This is a genomic window from Micromonospora sp. NPDC048909 (genome assembly GCF_040649635.1).
Taxonomy (GTDB): Bacteria; Actinomycetota; Actinomycetes; order Mycobacteriales; family Micromonosporaceae; genus Micromonospora.
In genome coordinates, this window is sequence record NZ_JBEZFU010000002.1 from 321,425 (window position 1) to 343,182 (window position 21,758).

Sequence of the window (21,758 nt, forward strand, 5' to 3'; positions counted from 1 at the left end):
GTGAATGAGCCGGTGGCACGTTGCCAGGGACGATACTGGCCCATACAGTTCTAGACCGGCCAACACGGACTACCTGGTACGCCCACAATCTCCGCCTGTGACCCCCGATCCTCGGCGGGCGAGCCTCAGCCGGCGGCGGTGAGGTCCGTGGTGGCGGCCAACTCGGTCACCACGTCCACCACCCGGTGCAGCGCGGGCGAACGGTTCTCGGGCAGCCAGACCATCTCGGTCGGGGTGAACTCCCCGGTCAGCGGTACGAACACCACTCCGGTACGGCGGAGGTTGTGTGCCGAGAAGCCGAGCCGGGTGATCCCGACGCCGGCCGCGACGAGGCCGAGCAGCCCCTGCGCGCTGGCGTCCCGGGCGACGATGTCGGGGACGAATCCGGCGGCTCGGAACTTCTCGTCGAACACCCGGTGCCAGGGTTCCCAGGAGCTGCGCGGGGTCATCACCCAACGTTCGTCCGCCAGCTCCGGCAGGGTCAGTTCGGCGCGTCCGGCGAGTGGGTGACCCTCGGGCAGAACGACGCACACCTGTTCGGTGGCGAGCGTCCGGGAGGCCAGGCCGGGGACCTGCGGCGGACGGGTGAACGCGAGGTCGTAGCGGCCGTCGAACAGGCCCTCGACCAGCGGCCCGACGGTCGTTTCCTCGGTGACGAGTTCCAGGCCGGGGAGGTGTTCCCGGGCGGCCCGGACCACCGGCGGCAGCAGGTGGTTCGCGGTGGTGGCCAGGAAGGCGAGGCGGAGCCGGCCGATCTCGCCGTTCACGGCCCGGCGGACCACGGCGACGGCTTCGTCGGCGCGGTCGAGCACCGCGCGTGCCTCGGGCAGGAACAGGGCCCCGGTGTCGCTCAGTCTGGTGCCCCGGCTGTCCCGGTCGAACAGTCTCGCGCCGAGGATCCGTTCCAGCGCGTTGATCTGCTGGGAGAGCGACTGCTGCGTGATCATCAGCCGGGTGGCGGCCCGGGTGAAGCTCGACTCCTCGGCAACGGCGACGAAGTACCTGAGCTGCCGAAGATCAGGGGTCACAGGCCGAGCCTACCGCCGTGCCAGGCAACCGGTGTTGGCCGTGACCAGCCGCCCGCGGGCAGCATCGTCGCTGTTCACGACGACACGTCATGGGAGCGGAAAAATGCAGGACAACACGCAGGGCCGGGTCTGGTTGATCACCGGTTGTTCCTCCGGCTTCGGCCGGGAACTCGCGCTGGCGGCGGTGGCCGCCGGCGACCGGGTGATGGCCAGCGCCCGTAGGCCGGAGACCCTGGCAGACCTGGTGGAGCAGGGCCGGGGCCGGGTGGACACGGTGGCGCTGGACGTCACCGACCCGGCCTCGATCGACGCCGCGGTGCAGGCCACGCTGGCGCTGCACGGCCGGATCGACGTCCTGGTCAACAACGCCGGTTCGCTGGTCCTCGGCGCGATCGAGGAGGTCACCATGGCGGAGCTGCGCCAGCAGATGGAGGTGGTCTTCTTCGGCGCGGCCGAGGTCACCAAGGCGGTCGTACCGCTGATGCGCGAGCAGGGCAGCGGGACCATCGTGCAGATGAGCTCCCTGGGTGGGCAGAAGACGTACCCGGGATTCGGGGCGTACCACGCCGCGAAGTGGGCGTTCGAAGGGCTGTCGGAGACGCTGGCGGCCGAGCTGGCGCCGCTGGGCGTACGGGTGCTGATCGTGGAACCGGGGGCGTTCCGTACCGAGTTCAACACCAACAAGTACGTCACCGAGGCGATGGCGGCGTACCGGGACACGGCCGGGGCGACCCGGAGGTTCACCGACGAGTTGCTGGGTGCGGAGCCGAACGACCCGGCGAAGGGCGCGGCGGCCATTCTGAAGGCGCTGGACAGCGACCGGCCGCCGCTGCGGCTGCTGCTCGGCGGTGACGCGGTGGACGGGCTCCGCGAGCACCACGGTGCCCTGCTGGCCGACGTCGCCAACTGGGAAGAGCTCAGCAGGTCGACCGCGGTCGCCTGAGGCGTTGCGCTGACGCCGGTCGAGGCCCGTCACGCGAGCGCGACTGCGGAGCCCGCGACGTGCCGGGTCCTTCCGGTGGTCCCTTACGCCGCAGCCATCAGGCGGGGCAGGAAGGCGCCCAGCGGGTCGAGGGCGTCCTTGCGAACGACGTAGCGGGTGACGCCCCAGCGCTTGCGGTGCGCGGCGACCGACGCGACGATCTCGTCCTCCGTGCCGATCAGCACGAACGGGGTGGCGAGCAGTTCGGCGACGCTCAGGCCGGTGTCCTCGGCGGTCTGCGCGGCGGCGGCCTCCGCGTCGTCGGTCACCACGACCTGCTGCACCAACGACTCCAGCTCCGGCGGCTCGGCGCGGCCCTCGGCGCCGGCCGCGACCTGGGCGAGCTGCGCCTCGATGTCCGCCTCCCGCCAGCGCACCTCGTGGGCGTAGCCGTCGGGCAGGGTGCGGCCCAGCCCGGCCAGCCCGACCACGTCGGCGTGCGCGCCGGCCCAGCGCAGCAGCGTGGAGTTCGCCGTGCCCATGGTCAGCGGGATCCGCCGCTGCACCGGGCGCGGCTTCTCCAGCCGGGCGGCGTGCAGGGCCAGCTCGGGGGTGTCGACGGTGACCTCTTCGCCGTCGAGCAGGGCCCGGACCGCCTCGGCCACGGCCATGCAGCGGCGTACCCGGCCTGCCACGTCGGGCCGTTCCCGCCCGACCGCCCGCCACTCGGCCGGGGTGTGGCCGGCGCCGATGCCGAGCCGGGCCCGCCCGCCGGAGACCAGGTCGAGGGTGGCCACGTCGGCGGCGAGCAGCATCGGCTCCCGGACGCCGGCGTTCGAGACGTACGAGCCGAGGCCGATGGTGCTGGTCACCGCCGCGGCGGCGGCCAGGGCCACGAACGGCGTGGCGACCGCGCCGGGGTGATCGGCACAGGTCAGGGCGTCGAAGCCGGCCCGCTCGGCGCGCCGGGCGAGGTCGGCCCAGCTGGCGGCGTCGGACGGGCTGGCCTGAAGGGTGAAGGTGACCATGCGCCCACCCTGCCGGGCGCCGGCCGGGTCGGCCAGCCTGCCAGGGCCGATTCTGCTACCGGCAGACCGTCTTGGTGCTGGTGGCGATGGTGGCGGCCGCAGCACGCCGGCTTGGGCCGTGCTGTCGGCCGCTAGCCGTCGGCGCGTTCGGACCTGTCCTGCGGGGGCTCGTGCCAGGCGGCGCGGAAGGCCACCTCGTGCTCCTCGTGGCTCGCCTTCTCCTTGAAGACCGCCTCCCGCAGGGTCCGCCGGGAGTCGGCCATGACCAGCACCTCGACCGCGACCAGGCCGACGCAGATCAGGGTGAGCAGGACGAGCGCCGCCAGCCCGGGCAGCCAGGCGGCCAACGGGATGGTGCTCCCGAGCACCAGCACCACGCCGACCCGGGTCCAGGAGAGCGTGCGCAGGGTGCGCCACTGGAACAGCATGTTGCCGCAGAAGTAGCAGGCCACCCCGCCGTAGAGCAGTGCCACGCCGGGTCCGTGGGTCGGCTCCAGGAGGCTGATGTGCGGGTCGGCGATCTCCCGGACCACTTCCTCGGCGCCGAGGGCGAAGAGGATGATCCCGGCGATCATCACCAGGTAGAGGTAGGCGTACGCGTCGCGGGCCATGGCCACCCGGGCGCGGCCCTCCGCGGCGTGCTGGGCGATCCGGGCGGCCGGGCCGATCACGTCGTAGTGCGCCCACCAGAGCGCGGCGGTGAAGACGATGCCGCAGACGGCCGCCGCGACGGCTCCCCAGGTGACCGGTTGGCCGAGCAGGTTGCCGCCGACGCCGACCGAGATGATCGACTCGCCGAGCGCGATGATCAGGATCAGGTCGTACCGTTCGGTCCAGTGCTCGGCCGAGGTCACCGTCCACCCCCAGGCTCCGGCGACCAGGCCGCTGCTGTACTGGAGGACCACCACCGCGACCCAGAGCCCGTCGCGTACCAGGGTCGCGCGGCCCGCGTCGGTGATGTACGGCGGGATCAGCGCGGCGCCCAGCAGCAGCAGGGTGCTGAACAGCACCTCCGGGGAGTACCTCAGCAGCAGCCGGCGCTCGCCCGGCTTCTCCTCGGCGATGTGCCAGTAGAGCAGCAGGTGCACGGCGCGGATCACCAGGTAGCTGATCGCCACCACCATCGGCCCGGCCGAGGTCTGGCGTGGGTCGCCGAACGCCTGCGGCAGGGAGAGCGCGAAGCAGAAGAGGGCGGCCATGCCGATCACCATCAGCGCCGGGACGAAGCCCTCGCCGAGCCGGACCCGGGTGGCGACCACGCTGTGCACCACCCAGCACCACCAGAGCACGGCGAGCACGAGCATGGCGTGCAGCAGGCTGGTGCCGCTGATGTTCATCGCGGTGGCACGCGTGATGATGAAGAAGGAGAAGACGAAGACCAGGTCGAAGAAGACCTCGAACCTGTCGACCCGAGCGCCGGGCGCGATCGAGACCGCCGGTCCCAGGCGGTCGCGCCACCGGTGACCCCCCACCGATCGAGTCTGTCAGCGGGCGGGCGGCGCCGGGTCGGATTCGGATCAGTGCGTGGCGCGGTAGCGCAGCCCGTCCATCAGCAGGTCGAGCAGCCGGCGCGCCTGGTCGCGCTGGGCCGGCTCGCCGGCGGCGAGGGAGACCCCGCTGAGGCTGGTCAGCACGTCGGCGGCCGGGACGTCCGCCCGGACGGTTTCCGCCGCGGCGCCCGCCGTCAGCAGCAGGCCGAGCGCGCCGAGCAACCGGTCCCGGCTCTGGGCGTACGGATTGCTGCCGGCGGCGATCACGAGGCGCAGCGCGTCGGCCATGCCGCGCTTGGTGGAGAGGTAGTCGATGAACCGGTCCATCCAGGCCCGGACAGCCTGGTCCGGCGGCAGCCGGTCGAGCAGCTCGTCGGCCGCGTCGCAGAGCTTCGCCAGCTCGTTGCGGTAGGCCGCCTCGACCAGCGCCTCCCGGGTGGGGAAGTGGCGGTAGAGGGTGCCGATACCCACCCCGGCGCTGCGGGCGATGGACTCCAGCGTTACCTCCGGTCCGTCCTGGGAAAACGCTCCTACCGCGGCGTCCAGCAGCCGCTGGCGGTTGCGCTGGGCGTCCGCCCGCAGCGGTCGGGGGCCGGGCTCCGGCACGTCGTCTCCTCGGGGTGTCGGGTCGGCCACTCGGTGGCCGGCTGGCATTCGGAGGGTCCTCCGGTTACGCTCGGCCATAACGGAGGATCCTCCGCTTCCCATCGTAACGGCCGGCCACGCGAGCCTGCCGCCGCCGACAAGGATGGATCATGACCAGCACACGCGTGAACACGCCCTTCTCCCGCGAAACCACGGCGCAGGAGGTGGTCCGCGGCATCGACCTCGCCGGTCGCCGGGCCGTCGTGACCGGGGGCGCCTCCGGCATCGGTGTGGAGACCGCCCGGGCGCTGGCGCAGGCCGGCGCGGACGTCACCCTCGCGGTCCGCAACCCGCAGGCCGGCCAGGAGGCCGCCGCGGACATCACCGCCACCACCGGCAACGACCGGATCCTGGTCGCCCCGCTCGACCTCGCCGACCAGGCCTCGGTGGCCACGTTCGTGGCGAACTGGGACGGCCCGCTGCACATCCTGGTCAACAACGCCGGGATCATGGCCTCGCCCGAGATGCGCACCCCGCAGGGCTGGGAGATGCAGTTCGCCACCAACCACCTGGGCCACTTCGCGCTGACCACCGGCCTGCACCGCGCGCTCGCCGCGGCCGGTGGCGCCCGGGTCGTCGCGGTCAGCTCGGCGGCCCACCTGCGCTCGCCGGTGGTCTTCGACGACATCCACTTCGAGCGCCGCCCGTACGACCCCTGGGAGGCGTACGGGCAGTCCAAGACGGCCAACGTGCTCTTCGCCCTGCAGGCGACCCGGCGCTGGGCCGACGAGGGCATCCTCACCAACTCGCTGATGCCGGGCGCGATCCGGACCAACCTGCAGCGCTACATCAGCGACGAGGAGTTGAACCGGATGCGGGCGCAGAGCGGCGGCGGGGCCGCGTACTGGAAGACCACCGAGCAGGGCGCCGCGACCTCGGTGCTGGTCGCCACCTCGCCGCTGCTCGAGGAGGTCGGCGGGCGCTACTTCGAGGACTGCCAGGAGGCCGGACCGAACCAGCCGGGCACCCGCACCGGGTACGCGCCGTACGCGATGGACCCGGAGGCCGCCGAGCGGCTCTGGCGGGTCTCCGAGGAGACGCTGCGGGCCTGAGTCGGCATTCGCGACGTGGTGGAGACGAAAAAAGTGCGCCCCGGGTCACCCCGGGGCGCACTCTTCGCGTACTCGGCGGATCAGGCCAGGCCCAGCTCCGCCTCGAAGTTGCCGGCCTCCAGCCGCTCCTTGACCGCGACCAGGAACCGCGCCGCGTCGGCGCCGTCGATCAGCCGGTGGTCGTAGGAGAGCGCCAGGTAGACCATCGACCGGACGGCGACGACCTCGCCCAGCTCCGCGTCGTTGACCACGACCGGGCGCTTCACCACGGCACCGGTGCCGAGCATCGCCGACTGCGGCGACGGCACGATCGGGGTGTCGAAGAGGGCGCCCCGGCTGCCGGTGTTGGTCAGCGTGAAGGTCGCCCCGGCGATCTCGTCCGGGCTGATCTTGTTGGTCCGGGTCCGCTCGGCCAGGTCGGCGATCCGCTTGGCGATGCCGCCCAGGTTGAGGTCACCCGCGTTGTGGATGACCGGCACCAGCAGCCCACGCTCGGTGTCGACCGCGATGCCCAGGTGCTCGGCGTCCGGGTAGGTGATCGTCCCGCCCGCCAGGTCCATCCGGGCGTTGACGATCGGGTAGGTCTGCAGCGCCTCGATCGCCGCCAGGGCGAAGAACGGCAGGAAGGAGAGCTTCACGCCGTGCCGCTGCTGGAAGGCGTCCTTCGCCTGCGCCCGCAGCTTGGCGACCTTGGTGACGTCCACCTCGATCACCGTGGTGAGCTGCGCCATCTCGTGCAGCGACTCCTGCATCCGCTTGGCGATGGCCGCGCGGATCCGGGGGAGCTTCTCGGTGCTGCCCCGCTTCGTGCTCGGCTGCGGCTTCGCGGCCGGCTTGCTCGGCGCCGCCGGGGGAGCGGACGGGGCCGGTGCCGGGGCGGCCTTGGCCGCCTTCGCCTTCTCCGCCGCCTCCAGCACGTCCTGCTTGCGGATGCGGCCACCCACGCCGGTGCCGTTGACCGAGGAGAGGTCGACGCCGTGCTCGCTGGCCAGCTTGCGGACCAGCGGGGTCACGTAGCCGGCGGCCTCCTCGCCGCCACCCTGCGCGGGAGCCGACGGGCGCTGCGGGGTCGGGGTCGCCGCCGCGGGCACCGCTCGCTGCTCCGCCTGCACCGGCTGCGCAGAGGTCTCCGCCTCCGGGGCCGGCTCGTTGTAGGACATGCCCGGGGTCGGCTCGGTGGCCGGAGCCGGCTTCGGCTCGGGTTGCGGGGCCGGCTTGGCCTGCGGCTCGGGCTTGGCCTCGGCCGGGGCCGCGCCGGCGGCACCGATCACGGCCAGCTCGGCGCCGACCGCCGCGGTCTCGTCCTCGGCGACCTTGATCTCCAGCACGGTGCCGGCGACCGGCGAGGGGATCTCGGTGTCCACCTTGTCGGTGGAGACCTCGAGCAGCGCCTCGTCGACCTCGACGGTCTCGCCGACCTGCTTCAGCCAGCGGGTGACCGTACCCTCGGTGACGCTCTCACCCAGGGCCGGCATGGTGACCGGGGTGCCGCCGCCGGACGGCGCGGCCTGAGCCGGCGCCTGCGGAGCCGGCTTCTCCTGCTCCGGCTCCGGGCCGGTGCCCTCGGCGGCGGCCGTCGGCTCCGGGGCCGGCGCGGCGACCGGCTGCTCGGCCGGGGCCTGCTGCTGCGGCTCACCGCCGCCGGCCTGCTCGCCCTCACCCGCGATGACGGCCAGCTCGCTGCCCACCTCGGCGGTCTCGTCCTCGCCCACCACGATCCGGGTCAGCACGCCCGCTGCCGGCGACGGGATCTCGGTGTCCACCTTGTCGGTGGAGACCTCGAGCAGGGGCTCGTCGACCTCGACGGTGTCGCCCTCCTGCTTGAGCCAGCGCGTGACGGTGCCCTCGGTGACGCTCTCGCCGAGCCGGGGCATGGTGACCGATACCGGCATCTTCTAAGACTCCTTCATTCCCCTGGTGCGATCTCGCCCGTCTGCCGCCGGACGCCGCGGAATCAATTCTCGATCAGGCGTGCGCGTGCAGCGGCTTGCCGGCGAGGGCCAGGTGCGCCTCGCCCAGGGCCTCGTTCTGCGTCGGGTGGGCGTGCACGAGCTGCGCCACCTCGGCCGGGTAGGCCTCCCAGTTGTAGATGAGCTGCGCCTCACCGATCAGCTCACCGACCCGGGCGCCGACCATGTGCACGCCGACCACCGGGCCGTCCTCGACCCGGACCAGCTTCACGAAGCCGGCCGTCTTGAGGATCTGGCTCTTGCCGTTGCCGCCCAGGTTGTAGTTGTAGGTCTTGACCTTGTCGCCGTACTGCTCCTTGGCCTTCGCCTCGGTCAGGCCGACGGAGGCCAGCTCCGGGTCGCAGTAGGTGACCCGCGGGATGCCGGCCTCGTCGATCACGGCCGGGTTCTGCCCGGCGATCTCCTCGGCGACGAAGATGCCCTGCTGGAAGCCGCGGTGCGCGAGCTGGAGACCGGGCACGATGTCGCCGACCGCGTAGACGTTCGGCACGCTGGTACGCAGCCGATCGTCGGTCAGCACGTAGCCGCGGTCCATCTTCACGCCCTGCTCCTCGTAACCGAGGTTGGCCGTGGTCGGGCCCCGGCCGACGGCGACCAGCAGCAGCTCGGCCTCGACGGTCTCGCCGCCGGCGATGCTCACCTTGACGCCGTTGTCGGTCTTCTCGACCTTCTCGAACGGCTTGCCGACCTTGAAGTTGATCTTCCGCTTGCGGAACGCCCGCTCCAGCGCCTTCGAGGACTCCTCGTCCTCGGCCGCGACCAGCCGGGGCAGGGCCTCGATGATGGTCACGTCCACCCCGAAGGACTTCCACACGCTGGCGAACTCGACGCCGATCACACCGCCGCCCAGCACGATCGCCGAGGCCGGGATCCGGTCCATGGTCAGCGCGTGGTCGCTGGTGATGATCCGCTCGCCGTCGACCTCCAGGCCGGGCAGGCTCTTGGCGTACGAACCGGAGGCGAGCACGACGTTGCGGCCGGTGTAGCGCTTGCCGTCGACCTCGACGACGTTCGGGCCGACCAGCTTGCCGTGCCCCTCGACGATGGTGATCGCCTTGTTGCTCTTGAGCATCCCCTGCAGGCCCTTGTAGAGCCGGGCGATCACGCCGTCCTTGTACGAGTTGACGCCGGCCATGTCGATGCCGACCAGCTCGGCCTTGACGCCGAACTGCTCCGACTCGCGGGTCTGGTCGGCGATCTCGGCGGCGTGCAGCAGGGCCTTCGTCGGGATGCAGCCGTTGTGCAGGCAGGTGCCGCCGAGCTTGCCCTTCTCGATCAGCGCGACGGAGAGATCCAGTTGGGCGGCGCGCAGCGCGGTCGCGTAGCCGCCGCTGCCACCTCCGAGGATGACGATGTCGAAGGTTGCGTCGTTCGGCTCGCTCACGTCCAACTCCCAGGTCGCGTCGCTGCATCGGGGGTCACGGCAGGGCAATGCCGGGCACACCCCACCTCGGTCATCTTGTCACCACCGGGCACAGGGCGCGTAGTGAGGTGCCCAACGACACGTCCCCGACACGTACGCTTGGCACCGTCTTCGATGACGGATTGTGGGGGAGAGCTCCGTGGGGTTGTTCCGGCGCCGCAAGCAGGCGCGCGTGGTGAGCCGTGACCGGGCGGCCGACCGGGCCGATCTGGAGCATCTTGAGGGCTTTGTCCGGACCCGGCGCGGGGTGGAGGCGTTCATCGAGCCCCGGACCACCGTCACCGAGACCACCGTGATGCTCATCGCCGACGACGGCGAGTGGACCCGCCGCCGGATCGACGGCCCGGACGGGGCCCGGCGGTTCGCGTACCGGATGGCGATCCCGATCTACGACGTGCGCCTGATGGGCTACCCGCAGCGGATGCGCGACTTCAACGAGCGCCGCAAGCGCCGCCCCGACCAGTACTGACCGGACGACGTCCGGGGCCCGCGACGGTGGGAACACGGAACGGGGCGCCCCGCTGTGGGGCGCCCCGTTCGTCGTGCTCGTCATCCTCAGCCGTTGGCGGCGACGTCGTCCACCAGCTGCAGCAGGGTGCGGACCGGGACACCCGTGCCGCCCTTGGTCCAGTAGCCGGTCGGCTCGCCCGAGTGGTAGCCCGGGCCGGCGATGTCGATGTGCGCCCAGGCCACCTCGTCGGTGACGAACTCGCGCAGGAACACCCCGCCCTGCAGCATGTGCCCGGCGCGGTCCATCCCGGCGTTGACCTGGGAGATGTCGGCGACCTCGGAGTCCATGCCCTTGCGCACGTCGTCCGGCAGCGGCATCGGCCAGGCCGGCTCGCCGACCGCGTCGCCGGCGACGCGGACCCGCTCGCAGAGCTCCGGCGTGCCCATCACGCCGGCGATCCGCTTACCCAGCGAGATCACCTGGCCGCCGGTCAGGGTCGAGGTCTCGAAGAGGTAGTCGCAGCCGTCCTCGCAGGCGCGGGCGATCGCGTCGCCCAGGATCATCCGGCCCTCGGCGTCGGTGTTGAGCACCTCCACCTTCTTGCCGTTGTACATGCTGATCACGTCACCGGGCCGGTACGAGGTGCCCGACGGCATGTTCTCCGCCATCGGCAGGTAACCGGTCACCGTGACGGACGGCTTGAGCGCGGCCACCGCCAGCATGGCGGCGCCGACCGCGGCGGCGCCGGCCATGTCGGACTTCATCTCCCACATGCCCTGGGCCGGCTTGATCGAGATGCCGCCGGTGTCGAAGGTGATGCCCTTGCCGACCAGCGCCACCCGCTTGCCGGTGCCGCCGCCCTGCGGGGTGTAGGTCAGCTTGACCAGCCGCGGCGGGGCCTCCGAGCCCTGCCCGACGGCGACGATGCCGCCGTAACCGCCGGCCGCCAGGGCCGCCTCGTCGAGCACCTCGACGCCGAGCCCGGCGTCGCGCGCGGCGGCCGCCACCACGTCGGCGAAGGCCGGCGGGCGCAGCTCGTTCGGCGCGGTGTTCACCCAGTCGCGGCTGAGCCGGACCGCACCGGCCACCGCCTGGGCGCGGGCGACCTCGGCCTGGGCGGTGCTGTCGGTGGCGTCCGGCACCGCGATCAGCACCTCGGCCACCGGCTCACGGCGAGCCGGCTGCGGCCGGGTCTTGTAACCGGCGAACCGGTACCCGCCGAGCAGCGCGCCCTCCGCGACCGCGCGCAGAGCGGCCGGGGCGTCGGCGTCGTCCGGCAGCGGCAGGGCCACCGCCACCCGGGCCGCACCGGCCAGGGCGCGGACGGTCGAGCCGGCGGCCCGGCGCAGCGCCTCCGGGTTCGGGGCGGCACCGGTCGGCTCGGGGCCAAGGCCGACCACGGCCACCACCGGAGCGGTGATCGTGCCCAGCGTGGCCAGCTTGGTCACCTCGCCCGGCCCACCGGTGGCGCCGAGCAGCGCCAGTGTCTCGGTGAGCTTGCCGTCGAAGGCGGCGGCGATGCTCTCCGCGCCGCTGGCGAGCAGCAGGGTGCCGGCGAGGCCGCTGGTGGCAACCTGCTCTCCGGTCTGGCTGTGCACGCCGATCACGATGGCGTCGACGGCGAGCTCGGCGGGGTCGGTGTCGACCAGGCTGAGGGTGGTACGGGGCGATGTCACTGAAGCTACTCCGGGCGGGCCGGGCCGGTCGCGAGGCCGCGTACCGGCGGTGAAGGTCTCGGCGGCAACCTACCCGCCGGACGTCGGGGCTGTCCCGCCGACGGCTCCGGCGGGTCCCGCCGATGCTAACCAGCGGGTCCGCCCCCGGTAAGTTGCCACCCATGACCGAGGTGACCACCGACGCCGCCGCGACCCGGCTGCGCCGTTCCCCGCTGCACGAGCGGCACACCGCCGCCGGCGCCAAGTTCGCCCCGTTCGGGGGCTGGGAGATGCCGCTGGAGTACGCCGGTGGCGGCGTCCTGCGCGAGCACACGGCGGTACGCACGGGGGTGGGCGTCTTCGACGTGTCGCACCTGGGCAAGGCGCGGGTGACCGGCCCGGGCGCGGCCGAGTTCGTCAACGCCTGTCTCAGCAACGACCTGGGCCGGATCGGCCCCGGCCGGGCGCAGTACACGCTCTGCTGCGACGACGCCACCGGAGGCGTGGTCGACGACATCATCGCCTACCTGCACGCCGACGATCACGTCTTCCTGATCCCGAACGCCGCGAACACCGCCGAGGTGGTCCGCCGGCTGCGCGCCGCCGCGCCGTCGTCGGTCACAGTCACCGACGAGCACGAGGCGTACGCGGTGCTCGCCGTGCAGGGGCCGCGCTCGGCCGAGCTGCTCGCCTCGCTCGGCCTGCCGACCGGGCACGAGTACATGAGCTTCTCCGCGGCCACCCTCGACGGCTTCTCCGGGGCCACCCTCGACGGCGGCGCCGGCCCGGTGGAGCTGACCGTCTGCCGCACCGGCTACACCGGCGAGCTCGGCTACGAGCTGGTGGTGCCGGCGGAGCACGCCACCGCGGTCTGGGACGCGCTCTTCTCCGCCGACGAGGCGTTCGCGCTGCGCCCGTGCGGGCTCGCGGCGCGGGACACGCTGCGCACCGAGATGGGCTACCCGCTGCACGGGCAGGACCTGTCGCTGGAGATCACCCCGGTGCAGGCCCGCTCGGGCTGGGCGGTCGGCTGGGACAAGCCGGCGTTCTGGGGCCGCGACGCGCTGCGCGCGGAGAAGGCCGCCGGCCCCCGGCGTACGCTGCGCGGCCTGGAGGCGGTCGACCGGGCGATCCCGCGCCCCGGCATGAGCGTGCATGTCGGTGACGCCACGGTGGGCACCGTCACCAGCGGAACCTTCTCGCCGACCCGCAAGCAGGGCATCGCGCTGGCCCTGCTGGACACCGCCGCCGGTCTGGTCGACGGCGACCTCGTGGAGGTCGACATCCGCGGCCGCCGCACCCAGATGCGCCTCACCCGACCCCCCTTCGTCCACCCCTCCGTCAAGTAACCCCACCGCAGCCCCACCGACGGCCCGCGGGGACCGACGGACTGTTGATCAAGAGATTCGCGTCAGGATCGGGGTGATCCGTGACGCGAATCTCCTGACCAACCTGGTTCTGGCGGGGCGGAGCCGGGCAGGGCTGGGGTGGGTGGCTCAGGGGTTGGGGTTGGGGCGTTCGCCGGCGTCCAGGACGGCCTGGGTCCAGCCGCCCTCGATGACGCCGGTGCCGTCGAGCACCGCCCAGTCGACGACGTCGGTCGCCTCGACCACGACCGGGGAGCCGATCCGCACGCTCGGGTCGGAGGCGGCGTCGCTGGCGCTCACGCCGACGATCCGCTCCGCGGCGTCCCAGGAGGTGACCCCGGCCCAGACGTACTCGGGTCCGTCGTCGCCGGGCAGGCCGTACTTCACCACCAGCTGCGCCTCCCGGGGCAGCTGGCCGGCGACGAACCGGTCCCGTACGTCGCCCAGGCCGGACCGGGCGGTGGCGACCGCCCGGCTCATCGCGTCCCCGGAGCGGGCGTACCGCACGTCCGGCTGGATCCCGGCGAAGAGAGTGGCGCAGGCGGCGGCGTAGTAGCGGCCGTCCGGCCCGGGGTGCCCGGCGGGCGGGCGCAGGCTCAGGAACGAGTCGGCGTCCGGGTCGGTCGCCGGGTCCAACTCCAGCCGCAGCAGCACCGGGGCGGTCGCGCCGTGCTGCTCCGGGTTGCCGTACGCCACCGCGATGTCGTGCCCGGTCACCGTGGCGAGCACCGGCAGCTGCACGAACGCCGGCACCTCCTCCCCGGCCAGCCCGTCGGTCCAGTCGCGCAGCAGCCGCCGGGCCGCCCCGGTCATCACCGCGCCCCAGGCCCGGGTCAGGTGGTCCGGCACGCCCTGGGTCTGCAACTCCAGCAGCCCGAACCGGCGTAACCCCTTCGTGGTGAACCAGAGCCCGTCGGCGTCCGACGAGTAGGGCACCAGCACCCAGTCGACCAGCCGGATCCGACCCTGCTCGTCCGGGAGCGACCGGAGCGCCGCGGCCGGGTCCAGGAACTGCAGCCCGAAGACGTCCACCACGTCACCGTCGACCGACTCGGCGACCGCCGCCGCCACCGCCCGCGCCGACCACTCGTGCGCCGGCGGCCAGCCCGGCCGGTACTCGGCCTGCACCACCACCAGATGGCTGGCCGCGGCGAGCCGGTCCAGCTGTGCCTCCGTGGCGCCGAAGGCGGTGAGCAGGTCCGGCGGCAGCTCGGGGAACTCACCGATCGGCCGAATGTCCACGCTCATCAGAGGGCTGTCCAGCATCTGCCGGGCCAGCCCGAACACCGGCTCGGCGAGCCGGCCGGAGAGCGCCGCCACCGCGCTCTTCGTGCTGACCCGCGGCAGACCCGTGACGGGCACCAGGTAGGTCGCGTTGAGCGACTCCGGGACCGGTACGGGCAGGAAGTCGTCCGTGATGAGCATTCTCGTCCCCCGGTTGGCGGCGCCGGTGCTGTCGAGCCGAACGCTACCCGGCGCGCCGTACCCTGTTCAGCCGGACAGCACCAGACCCAGGTAGACCAGCGTGGTGACCAGCTCGACGTTCGCCCCGAGCACGTCACCGGTGATGCCGCCGAGCCGGCGTACCACGTGTGCCAGCAGCAGCGTCGCGACGGCGAGGGCCGCGGCGACGACGAGCGGCCCCTGCCACGGCCGGCCCGGCACCGCGGCGACGGCCACCAGTGCGACGGCGACCGCGCCGAGCGCCGGGGCCAGCGGCCCGACGGTGCCGGCGACCAGCGCGCCGAGCCCGTCCGGCCGGGCCGCGGGAACCCCCCGCCGGCAGGCCAGGGTGACCGCGAGCCGGCCGGCCGCGGTCGCCGCGACCACCGCCGCCAGAGCCGCCGGCCAGGACCGCGCGGCCAGCTCCGCGAGCGCGGCGGCCTGCACCAGCAGGACGACCACCAGCGCCACCACCCCGAACGGGCCGACGTCCGGCTTCTTCATGATTTCCAACGCGCCCGGTCCGCTCCGGTAGGAGCCGAGCGCGTCCACGGTGTCGGCCAGCCCGTCGAGGTGCAGCCCTCGGGTGAGCAGCGCGCCGACGCCGACCGTCACGCCCGCGGCGACCAGCGGCGTGGCGAACGCCGCCAGGAGCAGTAGCACCCCGGCGAGGAGCAGGCCGAGCAGCGCGCCGACCGCCGGGGCGAGCGCCATCGCGGTGCCCGCGACGTCCCGGTCGATCCGGCCGGCGCGCACCGGCAGCGTGCTGAACGTGGTGAGCGCCAGCCGCGCCCCCGCGACGAGCCGCGGCTCAGCCGGCACGCCAGCCCGACGGGTCCACCGGCTGCTCCTCCGGCTCGGTGCTGGTCGGGCCCGGCCCGGCCGGCTCCGGCTCGGTGAACTCGGGCTCGGCGCCCGGGTCCTCCTCGACGTCCGTCTCCTCGTCGTCCGGCTCGGCCGCGCCGCCCAGCGTCGGGTGGACCGGCAGCGAGGCGGCCAGCGACAGCACCGAGCGCAGCAGCGGCAGCGCGGCCAGCGCGTTGACGCCCTCGCCCAGGTCCAACCGCAGGTCCAGCACGGGGGTCAGGCCGAGCACGTCCGCGGCCAGCCGAGCGGCCGGCTGCCCGCCGTGGTCGGCGAGCAGGCACCAGTGCCGGGCCTGCCCGGCCAGGTCGCGGCTGACCATGCCCGCGGCCAGCCCGACCGGTCCGTCCAGCATGACCGGGATCCGCCGGGCCGTCGCGCCGAGCAGCACACCGGTGGCGACCGCGATGTCGCCGCCGCCGAGTTCGGCCAGCACGTCCTTGGCCCCGCGCGGCGAGCGGCGGGTCCGGTGCAGCGCGTCGCGGACCGCCGCGCAGCGGCGCATCCAGGCCGCGTCGTCGATCTCGCCGGCATCGGTGACCACCCGCCCGAGCACCGCGGGCGGCTCCGCGCCGGCGGTCGCGGCCAGCACCGCGGCGGCCGCCGCCTCGGTGCCGGCTCCGCACGCCGCCAGCACCAGCAGCTGTACGCCGGACTCGGCGGCCTCCTCGGCCAGCCGCCAGCCGTAGCGCAGCGCGGACTCGACCTGTTCGCCGGTGAGCGCCGGCTCATTCTCGATCGGGCCGGCGGTCGGGGCGTCCACCACCTGGAGGCTGGCGCCGCTCTCGGCGGCCATCCGGGCCAGCGCACCCTGCCCGGCGCGAGCCTGCCGGGCGCGGCGCGCCGACTCGCCGGGCATGGTGCCGGCGGCGGCCCCGCCCGCGTGGTCGCCGTGCAGCAGCAGCACCCGGGTGGCGCCCCAGGCGGCCGGGGTCGGGGTGCCCTGGGTGGCGGCGGCGAACGCCACCACCCGGTCCAGCACGCCCAGACCGGCGCCGGGCACGTCGAGGGTCGCCAGCCGTTCGATCGCCTGCGGCCCGGCGTACTCGTCGGGCATCGGCAACTCCATGCCGGGCTGGATGACCAGCCCGGTGGCGACCACCGGCAGCGCCATGGTCGGCGCGGACCATCCGCCGCCGCCCTCGGTGACGGGGGGCACCGGCGGGGGCGGGGTCAGCACGTCCGGCAGCGGGACCAGTTCCGGCGTCGGCTCCGTGGCGGTGCCGTTGACGGCGACCGGCGGGGCGGCGACCGGCGGGGCGACGGCCGGCGGGGCGGCGACCGGCTGGACGGCGGCCGGCGTCGCCGCGGTGGCCAGCGCGGCGTTCGCGGCCGGCTTGAGCCAGGACGGCTGGCCGGCGACCACCAGGACCACCGCGTCGCAGGCGTCCGCGACCGCCCGGTTGGTCGCGCCCAGCGCGTCGGTGAAGGCCCGGCCGACCGGGGTGACCGGCACCAGGGACAGGCCGACCTCCGGGCTGACCAGCACCAGCCGGGCCGCGCAGCCACGCACCGCGGCGGCCAGCTCGGCGACGGTCGCGGTGTCGTCCGCCGGCTGGTGCGCCGGGTCGAGCAGCACGGTCACCCAGCCGCCGAGGTCGTCGACGAGCAGCGTCTCGTTCGGCTCGGCGGCGGCGATCACGTCCGCGAGCCGGCGCGGGTCGCCCGCGGTCTCCTCGGTGGTCCAGCTGCCCGGCCGCCGTTCCCGGTGCGCCGCCAACCGGGTGGCCCACTCGGTGTCCTCCGGGTCCCCCTCGGGTGCGGTGGCGACATACCGGACCACCGCCGCCTCGCTGACCAGGGACTCGGCGAACTCGGACTTGCCCGACCGGATACCGCCCAGCACCAGGACCGTGTTCCACCCGTCAACCGACATGCCCGTACCTTAAGGCCGCCAGGGGTGGCGTTGCCTGCCGGCCCGGGCGGTCAGTCGCAGTGCTCGAAGGAGCTGGCATAGCTGGCCCCGCCGGTCGACCCGCCCCACTTCACGCACGCCCCGGCTGCGCTGGCCTTGACCGGCCCCGCGTAGTACTCGAACGAGCCGCTGTCCGTGCTGCGCGCCCGCCCCTGCACCTCCAGGTAGGCCGAGGCCGCGGTCGCGGTGCCGACCGCGCTGTCCTTGAGCGTGACCGTGCAGTTGTAGCCGTTGCCGGCGTGGTAGAGCAGGTAGACCCGCCCCTTGCGTTTGCCGTCGCCGCCGGTGAGCGTCGCCGAGTCGATCACCTGATAGCCGCTGCCACAGACCTGCGTTGCCGTGTACGGGTTGGGCTTGCTCGGCTTGGGGCTGCTGGTGGTCGGTGTCGGCCGGGCGCTGCCACCCCCGGTCGGCGCGGCGCTCGCGGCACCGTCGGCCGGAGCGCCCGGCTCGCCGGCGGTGCCGCTCGGTGCGGCCTGCGCCGAGCGGGTGCCGCTCGGCGTGGCCGTGGGCCGGCGGCCCGGGGTGGTGGTGGCCGGCGCCGGTAGCTGCCCCTGCGGGACGTCCGCCGACTCGGCGCTCAGTGCGGGCGGCAGCTCCTCGCCGCCGGGGTCGGGGCGCAGCGCGATCACGACCACCGTGGCGACCAGGGCGACGAGCACGGCCGCGCCCGCGCCGACCAGCAGGGCCGGCCGCCGGCCGGCCGGTGCGGGTCGGCGCGGATCCTCCCGGGTGTCCGCCGCCGCCACCGGCTCCGGCCACGACGCGACGCCGACCTGGTACCCGCCCGGCCGCTGCGGGCCGGTCGGCTGACCGGCGGAAACCGGCGCCGGGCCGGGATTGCCGGGCCCGGCTGCCGGGTGGGCCGCGCCGGCCGGCCCGACCGCCGGCGGCGTGAACGGGGCCGCCGGGGTGACCGGCCCGCCGGTCGGCGGTGTGAACGGGGCCGCCGGGGTGACCGGCCCGCTAGTCGGCGGAGTCGGCGCACCGCCGGACACCCCCGGTGAGGCCGCCGGCGGCGTCGGTGGGGTCGGCGCGGGCGGCGTCGGCGTCGCCGATGGGGGCGTCGGTGGCACGGGCGGGCCGGCGGGGGCCGGGCCGGCCAGCGCCCACGGTGGCCGGGCGGAGAGCGGGATGGTCGCCAGGGTGGCGTCGCGTGCCTCGGCGGCCGCCCGGGCCATCTCGGCGGCGCTGCCGAACCGGTCCGCCGGCCGCTTCGCCATCGCCCGCGTCACCAGCTCGATCACCGCCGGCGGGGTCCCCGGCGGCAGCGGGGCCGGCTCATCCTGCTGGTGCCGCAGCGCCACCTCCAGCGGGTTCGCGCCGACGAACGGCGGCTGCCCGGCGAGGCAGTAGTACGCGACCGCGCCGAGCGCGTACATGTCGGTGGCGGCGGAGACGGGCTGCCCGGTGGCCTGCTCGGGGGACATGTACGAGGCGGTACCGAGCACCATGTGCGCCGCGGTGAGGCTGGCCATGGCGTTCGACCGGGCGATGCCGAAGTCGACCAGCACGACCCGGCCGTCCCGCTTGACCAGCAGGTTGCCCGGCTTCACATCGCGGTGCACGATGCCGGCGAGATGCGCGGCGTGCAGCGCCTCGGCGGCCTGCGCCACCACGGACATGGTGGAGGCCGGGTCCAGCCGGCCGGCCTGGCCGACCCAGCCGACCAGGGGCTCACCGTCGACGTACTCCATCACCAGGTAGTCGACCCGGCTGCCGTCGGCGAGGGCCGCCTGGCCGACGTCGTGCACCGCGACCACGCCGGGATGCCGTAGGGCGGCCAGCATCCGCGCCTCGGCCCGGAACCGGGTGGTGAACTCGGGGTCGGCGACCAGCGACGGCAGCAGCACCTTCACCGCCACCTCGCGTTCCAGCAGGATGTCGGTGCACCGCCAGACCGCGCCCATCCCACCCGTCGCCACCCGCTCGTCCAGCCGGTACCGGTCGCCGAGCACCACTCCCCGAGTCAGCACCGGGCCACCGTACCGGCCGCCGCCGACGCGTCGATCCACCCCTTGCGCCGCCGCAGGTCCGCCGCTCGTTCCGCGACTATCGCCCTCGCAAGGTCACTCCTCGCGCTCACAGGTCCGCCTTTCGTTCGCGACTGCGGGGCTCGCAAGCTCACTCCTCGCGCTCACAGGTCCGCCTTTCGTTCGCGACTGCGGGGCTCGCAAGCTCACTCCTCGCGCTCACAGGTCCGCCTTTCGTTCGCGACTGCGGGGCTCGCAAGCTCACTCCTCGCGCTCACAGGAGGCGAGCGCGCGGCCGTCGCGCGCCGGGCCGACTACGCTGGCGAGGGTTCGTCCCACGGGGACTTCGGCGGCGAGGGGAGACGCGGCATGGCGTGGAGCTGGCGGTACGAGGGCACGGACGGCCAGTCGGTGCAGGGACCGACGGAGTCGTTCGGCAGCCAGGCCGACGCCGAATCCTGGATCGGTCAGGCCTGGCGGGAACTCGCGGCGTCCGGCGTCACCTCGGTCGCGCTCGTCGAGGACGACCGGGTCGAGTACCGGATGAGCCTGCTGCCCGCGGCCGAGTGATGGGCTACGACCGCCCGGGCGGTGAGCCGTTGGTGCTCGGCGTGCCCCGGGCGGCGTTGCGGCCCAGCCCGATATTCCTGGCCCTGGTCGCGCTCTTCGTGACCACCGGCGTGCTGGCCTGGAACGAAATCGGCAACGTCCGGCTGGACGTCTTCGGGTTCGTGGTCTCCGGCTGGCTGGTCTCGCTCTGCCTGCACGAGTACGCCCACGCGGTGGTGGCGTTCCGGGCCGGCGACCGGAGCGTGGCGCACCGTGGCTACCTGACCCTCAACCCGCTGAAGTACAGCCACCCGCTGCTCTCCATCGCGTTGCCGGTGCTGGTGGTGCTCCTCGGCGGCATCGGCCTGCCCGGCGGCGCGGTCTGGGTGGACCGGCACGCGATCCCGGGGCGGCTGCGGCACACCCTGGTCAGCCTCGCCGGCCCGGCCACCAACGTGCTCTTCACGCTGCTGCTCGTGCTGGCCCTGCGGGTCGGCATCGGTGTCGGCGGGTCGGTCGAGTTCTGGGCCGGGGTGGCGCTGCTGGCGTTCCTCCAGCTCACCGCGAGCGTGCTCAACCTGTTGCCGGTGCCGGGGCTGGACGGCGGCAACATGATCCAGCCGTGGCTGAATCCGCAGTGGCGCAAGATGTACGACCTGTTCGCCCCATACGGCTTCATCCTGCTCTTCGCGCTGCTGTGGAACCCGCGGATCAGCGGCTGGTTCTTCGGCGGGGTCTTCGCCGTCGGCGACGTGCTCGGCCTGCCGTCCTGGCTCTACGCCGCCGGGTTCGACCTGATCCGCTTCTGGCGCGGCTGACCCGGCACCCGGCTCGGCGGGGTCGCCCGGCCCCGGACCGGCCGGGACGGGTCAGCGGGGATCGACCGGTCCCGGTCCGGCCGGGCGCGCGGGCGCCGGCCGGACCGGGTGGGTGTCACGGGCGCTGCGCCGGGCTCTCGGTCTTCGCCGGGTCGCGCTCGGTGATCGGGTCGACGATCTCGTCGATCGCCTTGAGCAACTCGGCGTCGAGCTTCACCCCGGCCGCCGCGACGTTGTCCCGCACCTGCTCCGGGCGGGACGCGCCGATGATCGCCGAGGAGACGTTCGGGTTCTGCAGCACCCAGGCGATGGCCAGCTGGGGCATGGTCAGCCCGGCCTGCTCGGCCAGCGGCCGGAGCCGCTGCACCCGGCTGAGCACCTCGTCGGTCATGAACCGGGCGATGAAACCGGCGCCGGACTTCTCGTCCGTGGCGCGGGAGCCGGCCGGCGGCGGCTGGCCCGGCTGGTACTTGCCGGAGAGCACGCCCTGCGCCATCGGCGACCAGACGATCTGCCCGACGCCCAGCTCCTCGCTGGTGGGCACGACCTCGCCCTCGATGACCCGCCAGAGCATCGAGTACTGCGGCTGGTTGGAGACCAGCGGGATGCGCAGTTCCCGGGCCAGCTGGTGGGCCTCGCGGATCTGCGACGCCTTCCACTCGGAGACGCCGATGTAGTGCGCCTTGCCGGAGTGCACGACGTCGGCGAACGCCTCCATCGTCTCCTCAAGCGGCGTGCTGTAGTCGTACCGGTGGGCCTGGTAGAGGTCCACGTAGTCGGTGCGCAGCCGGCGCAGCGAGCCGTTGATCGACTCCATGATGTGCTTGCGGGACAGGCCCCGGTCGTTGCGGCCGGGCCCGGTGGGCCAGTACACCTTGGTGAAGATCTCCAGCCCCTCACGCCGCTCGTCGGCGAGCGCGCGACCGAGCACGTCCTCGGCGCGGGTGCCCGCGTAGACGTCGGCGGTGTCGAAGGTGGTGATGCCGGAGTCGAGGGCGGCCCGCACACAGGCGAACGCCGCGTCCTCCTCGACCTGCGAACCGTGGGTGATCCAGTTGCCGTACGAGATCTCGCTGACCATCAGGCCGGAACGGCCCAGGTGACGGAATTCCATGAACCCGACCCTATCCCCGTGCCGTGCCGGCCTCTGCGCGGCCGGCCCGCA

17 protein-coding genes and 1 pseudogene are annotated in these 21,758 nt (G+C 73.9%); 6 read left to right on the forward strand and 12 right to left on the reverse strand.

The annotated features are described in order from the left end of the window. Positions 1 to 125 precede the first annotated feature (125 nt). Positions 126 to 1,028, reverse strand: coding sequence for a LysR family transcriptional regulator (locus tag AB0C04_RS07695; RefSeq protein ID WP_357049926.1), 903 nt, complete (start codon positions 1,026 to 1,028; stop codon positions 126 to 128). 103 nt (positions 1,029 to 1,131) lie between these two features. Between AB0C04_RS07695 and AB0C04_RS07700 the strand changes: the two genes are divergently transcribed. Further along, positions 1,132 to 1,971, forward strand: a complete 840-nt coding sequence (locus tag AB0C04_RS07700) for an oxidoreductase (protein WP_357049929.1) — start codon at positions 1,132 to 1,134, stop codon at positions 1,969 to 1,971. An 83-nt stretch (positions 1,972 to 2,054) separates the two neighbouring features. Here the strand turns inward: AB0C04_RS07700 and AB0C04_RS07705 are convergent, their stop codons facing one another. The 3 genes from AB0C04_RS07705 to AB0C04_RS07715 form a co-directional block, all read right to left on the reverse strand. Then, a complete protein-coding gene (locus AB0C04_RS07705; RefSeq protein ID WP_357049932.1) occupies positions 2,055 to 2,978 on the reverse strand; it encodes an LLM class flavin-dependent oxidoreductase in 924 nt (307 codons plus the stop codon). Between the two features lie 131 nt (positions 2,979 to 3,109). Next, complete coding sequence (locus AB0C04_RS07710; protein ID WP_357049935.1) at positions 3,110 to 4,450, reverse strand: low temperature requirement protein A; 1,341 nt, start codon at positions 4,448 to 4,450, stop codon at positions 3,110 to 3,112. A 45-nt stretch (positions 4,451 to 4,495) separates the two neighbouring features. Next, positions 4,496 to 5,074: a helix-turn-helix domain-containing protein gene (locus AB0C04_RS07715; protein ID WP_357049938.1), complete on the reverse strand. Its 579-nt coding sequence runs from the start codon at positions 5,072 to 5,074 to the stop codon at positions 4,496 to 4,498. Positions 5,075 to 5,220: 146 nt separating this feature from the next. Here AB0C04_RS07715 and AB0C04_RS07720 point away from each other — a divergent pair, with 146 nt between their 5' ends. Further along, the gene (locus tag AB0C04_RS07720; RefSeq protein ID WP_357050765.1) at positions 5,221 to 6,165 is read left to right on the forward strand and encodes an SDR family NAD(P)-dependent oxidoreductase; all 945 of its coding nucleotides are present in this window, start codon (positions 5,221 to 5,223) and stop codon (positions 6,163 to 6,165) included. An 80-nt stretch (positions 6,166 to 6,245) separates the two neighbouring features. Here the strand turns inward: AB0C04_RS07720 and sucB are convergent, their stop codons facing one another. Together sucB and lpdA are read right to left on the reverse strand one after the other, a co-directional pair. Beyond that, on the reverse strand, positions 6,246 to 8,057 hold the full coding sequence (gene sucB / locus AB0C04_RS07725) for a 2-oxoglutarate dehydrogenase, E2 component, dihydrolipoamide succinyltransferase (protein WP_357049941.1): 1,812 nt from the start codon (positions 8,055 to 8,057) through the stop codon (positions 6,246 to 6,248). A gap of 73 nt (positions 8,058 to 8,130) precedes the next feature. Further along, entirely contained in the window at positions 8,131 to 9,519 is a 1,389-nt protein-coding gene (gene lpdA, locus AB0C04_RS07730) for a dihydrolipoyl dehydrogenase (RefSeq protein ID WP_357049943.1), read from the reverse strand. A 178-nt stretch (positions 9,520 to 9,697) separates the two neighbouring features. On the opposite strand from lpdA, the gene AB0C04_RS07735 reads away from it, so the two are divergent. Beyond that, positions 9,698 to 10,027, forward strand: a complete 330-nt coding sequence (locus AB0C04_RS07735; RefSeq protein WP_350872218.1) for a hypothetical protein — start codon at positions 9,698 to 9,700, stop codon at positions 10,025 to 10,027. An 86-nt stretch (positions 10,028 to 10,113) separates the two neighbouring features. Here AB0C04_RS07735 and AB0C04_RS07740 read toward each other — a convergent pair whose 3' ends face one another. Beyond that, positions 10,114 to 11,685 (reverse strand): leucyl aminopeptidase, encoded by a 1,572-nt coding sequence (locus AB0C04_RS07740; protein WP_357049946.1) that lies wholly within the window; start codon positions 11,683 to 11,685, stop codon positions 10,114 to 10,116. A gap of 161 nt (positions 11,686 to 11,846) precedes the next feature. Here AB0C04_RS07740 and gcvT point away from each other — a divergent pair, with 161 nt between their 5' ends. Further along, a complete protein-coding gene (gene gcvT / locus AB0C04_RS07745) occupies positions 11,847 to 13,013 on the forward strand; it encodes a glycine cleavage system aminomethyltransferase GcvT (RefSeq protein ID WP_357049949.1) in 1,167 nt (388 codons plus the stop codon). A 147-nt stretch (positions 13,014 to 13,160) separates the two neighbouring features. Here gcvT and AB0C04_RS07750 read toward each other — a convergent pair whose 3' ends face one another. From AB0C04_RS07750 to AB0C04_RS07765, 4 genes and pseudogenes are all read right to left on the reverse strand, one after another. After that, on the reverse strand, positions 13,161 to 14,456 hold the full coding sequence (locus tag AB0C04_RS07750; protein WP_357049952.1) for a DUF2314 domain-containing protein: 1,296 nt from the start codon (positions 14,454 to 14,456) through the stop codon (positions 13,161 to 13,163). 66 nt (positions 14,457 to 14,522) lie between these two features. Further along, complete coding sequence (locus AB0C04_RS07755; protein WP_357049955.1) at positions 14,523 to 15,296, reverse strand: adenosylcobinamide-GDP ribazoletransferase; 774 nt, start codon at positions 15,294 to 15,296, stop codon at positions 14,523 to 14,525. After that, entirely contained in the window at positions 15,286 to 17,214 is a 1,929-nt protein-coding gene (locus AB0C04_RS07760) for a bifunctional adenosylcobinamide kinase/adenosylcobinamide-phosphate guanylyltransferase (protein WP_357049958.1), read from the reverse strand. Before AB0C04_RS07760 ends, AB0C04_RS07755 begins: the two co-directional genes overlap by 11 nt. Positions 17,215 to 18,419: 1,205 nt before the next feature. After that, positions 18,420 to 19,229, reverse strand: a pseudogene (locus AB0C04_RS07765) (serine/threonine-protein kinase); the annotation flags it as partial. Between the two features lie 366 nt (positions 19,230 to 19,595). On the opposite strand from AB0C04_RS07765, the gene AB0C04_RS07770 reads away from it, so the two are divergent. Continuing rightward, on the forward strand, positions 19,596 to 19,796 hold the full coding sequence (locus AB0C04_RS07770; RefSeq protein WP_350872228.1) for a hypothetical protein: 201 nt from the start codon (positions 19,596 to 19,598) through the stop codon (positions 19,794 to 19,796). Further along, positions 19,796 to 20,593, forward strand: coding sequence for a site-2 protease family protein (locus tag AB0C04_RS07775; RefSeq protein ID WP_350872230.1), 798 nt, complete (start codon positions 19,796 to 19,798; stop codon positions 20,591 to 20,593). The genes AB0C04_RS07770 and AB0C04_RS07775 overlap by 1 nt, the downstream gene beginning before the upstream one ends. A gap of 115 nt (positions 20,594 to 20,708) precedes the next feature. On the opposite strand, the gene AB0C04_RS07780 is transcribed toward AB0C04_RS07775, so the two are convergent. After that, positions 20,709 to 21,707, reverse strand: a complete 999-nt coding sequence (locus AB0C04_RS07780; protein ID WP_350872232.1) for an aldo/keto reductase family protein — start codon at positions 21,705 to 21,707, stop codon at positions 20,709 to 20,711. Between the last annotated feature and the right edge of the window lie 51 nt (positions 21,708 to 21,758).

Bases quoted from the DNA above. Each gene is read 5' to 3' on its own strand.
- AB0C04_RS07700 (WP_357049929.1), top strand. From the start codon at position 1,132: ATGCAGGACAACACGCAGGGCCGGGTCTGGTTGATCACCGGTTGTTCC.
- AB0C04_RS07705 (WP_357049932.1), bottom strand. From the start codon at position 2,978: ATGGTCACCTTCACCCTTCAGGCCAGCCCGTCCGACGCCGCCAGCTGG.
- sucB (WP_357049941.1), bottom strand. From the start codon at position 8,057: ATGCCGGTATCGGTCACCATGCCCCGGCTCGGCGAGAGCGTCACCGAG.
- gcvT (WP_357049949.1), top strand. From the start codon at position 11,847: ATGACCGAGGTGACCACCGACGCCGCCGCGACCCGGCTGCGCCGTTCC.
- AB0C04_RS07750 (WP_357049952.1), bottom strand. From the start codon at position 14,456: ATGCTCATCACGGACGACTTCCTGCCCGTACCGGTCCCGGAGTCGCTC.
- AB0C04_RS07760 (WP_357049958.1), bottom strand. From the start codon at position 17,214: ATGTCGGTTGACGGGTGGAACACGGTCCTGGTGCTGGGCGGTATCCGG.
- AB0C04_RS07770 (WP_350872228.1), top strand. From the start codon at position 19,596: ATGGCGTGGAGCTGGCGGTACGAGGGCACGGACGGCCAGTCGGTGCAG.
- AB0C04_RS07775 (WP_350872230.1), top strand. From the start codon at position 19,796: ATGGGCTACGACCGCCCGGGCGGTGAGCCGTTGGTGCTCGGCGTGCCC.
- AB0C04_RS07780 (WP_350872232.1), bottom strand. From the start codon at position 21,707: ATGGAATTCCGTCACCTGGGCCGTTCCGGCCTGATGGTCAGCGAGATC.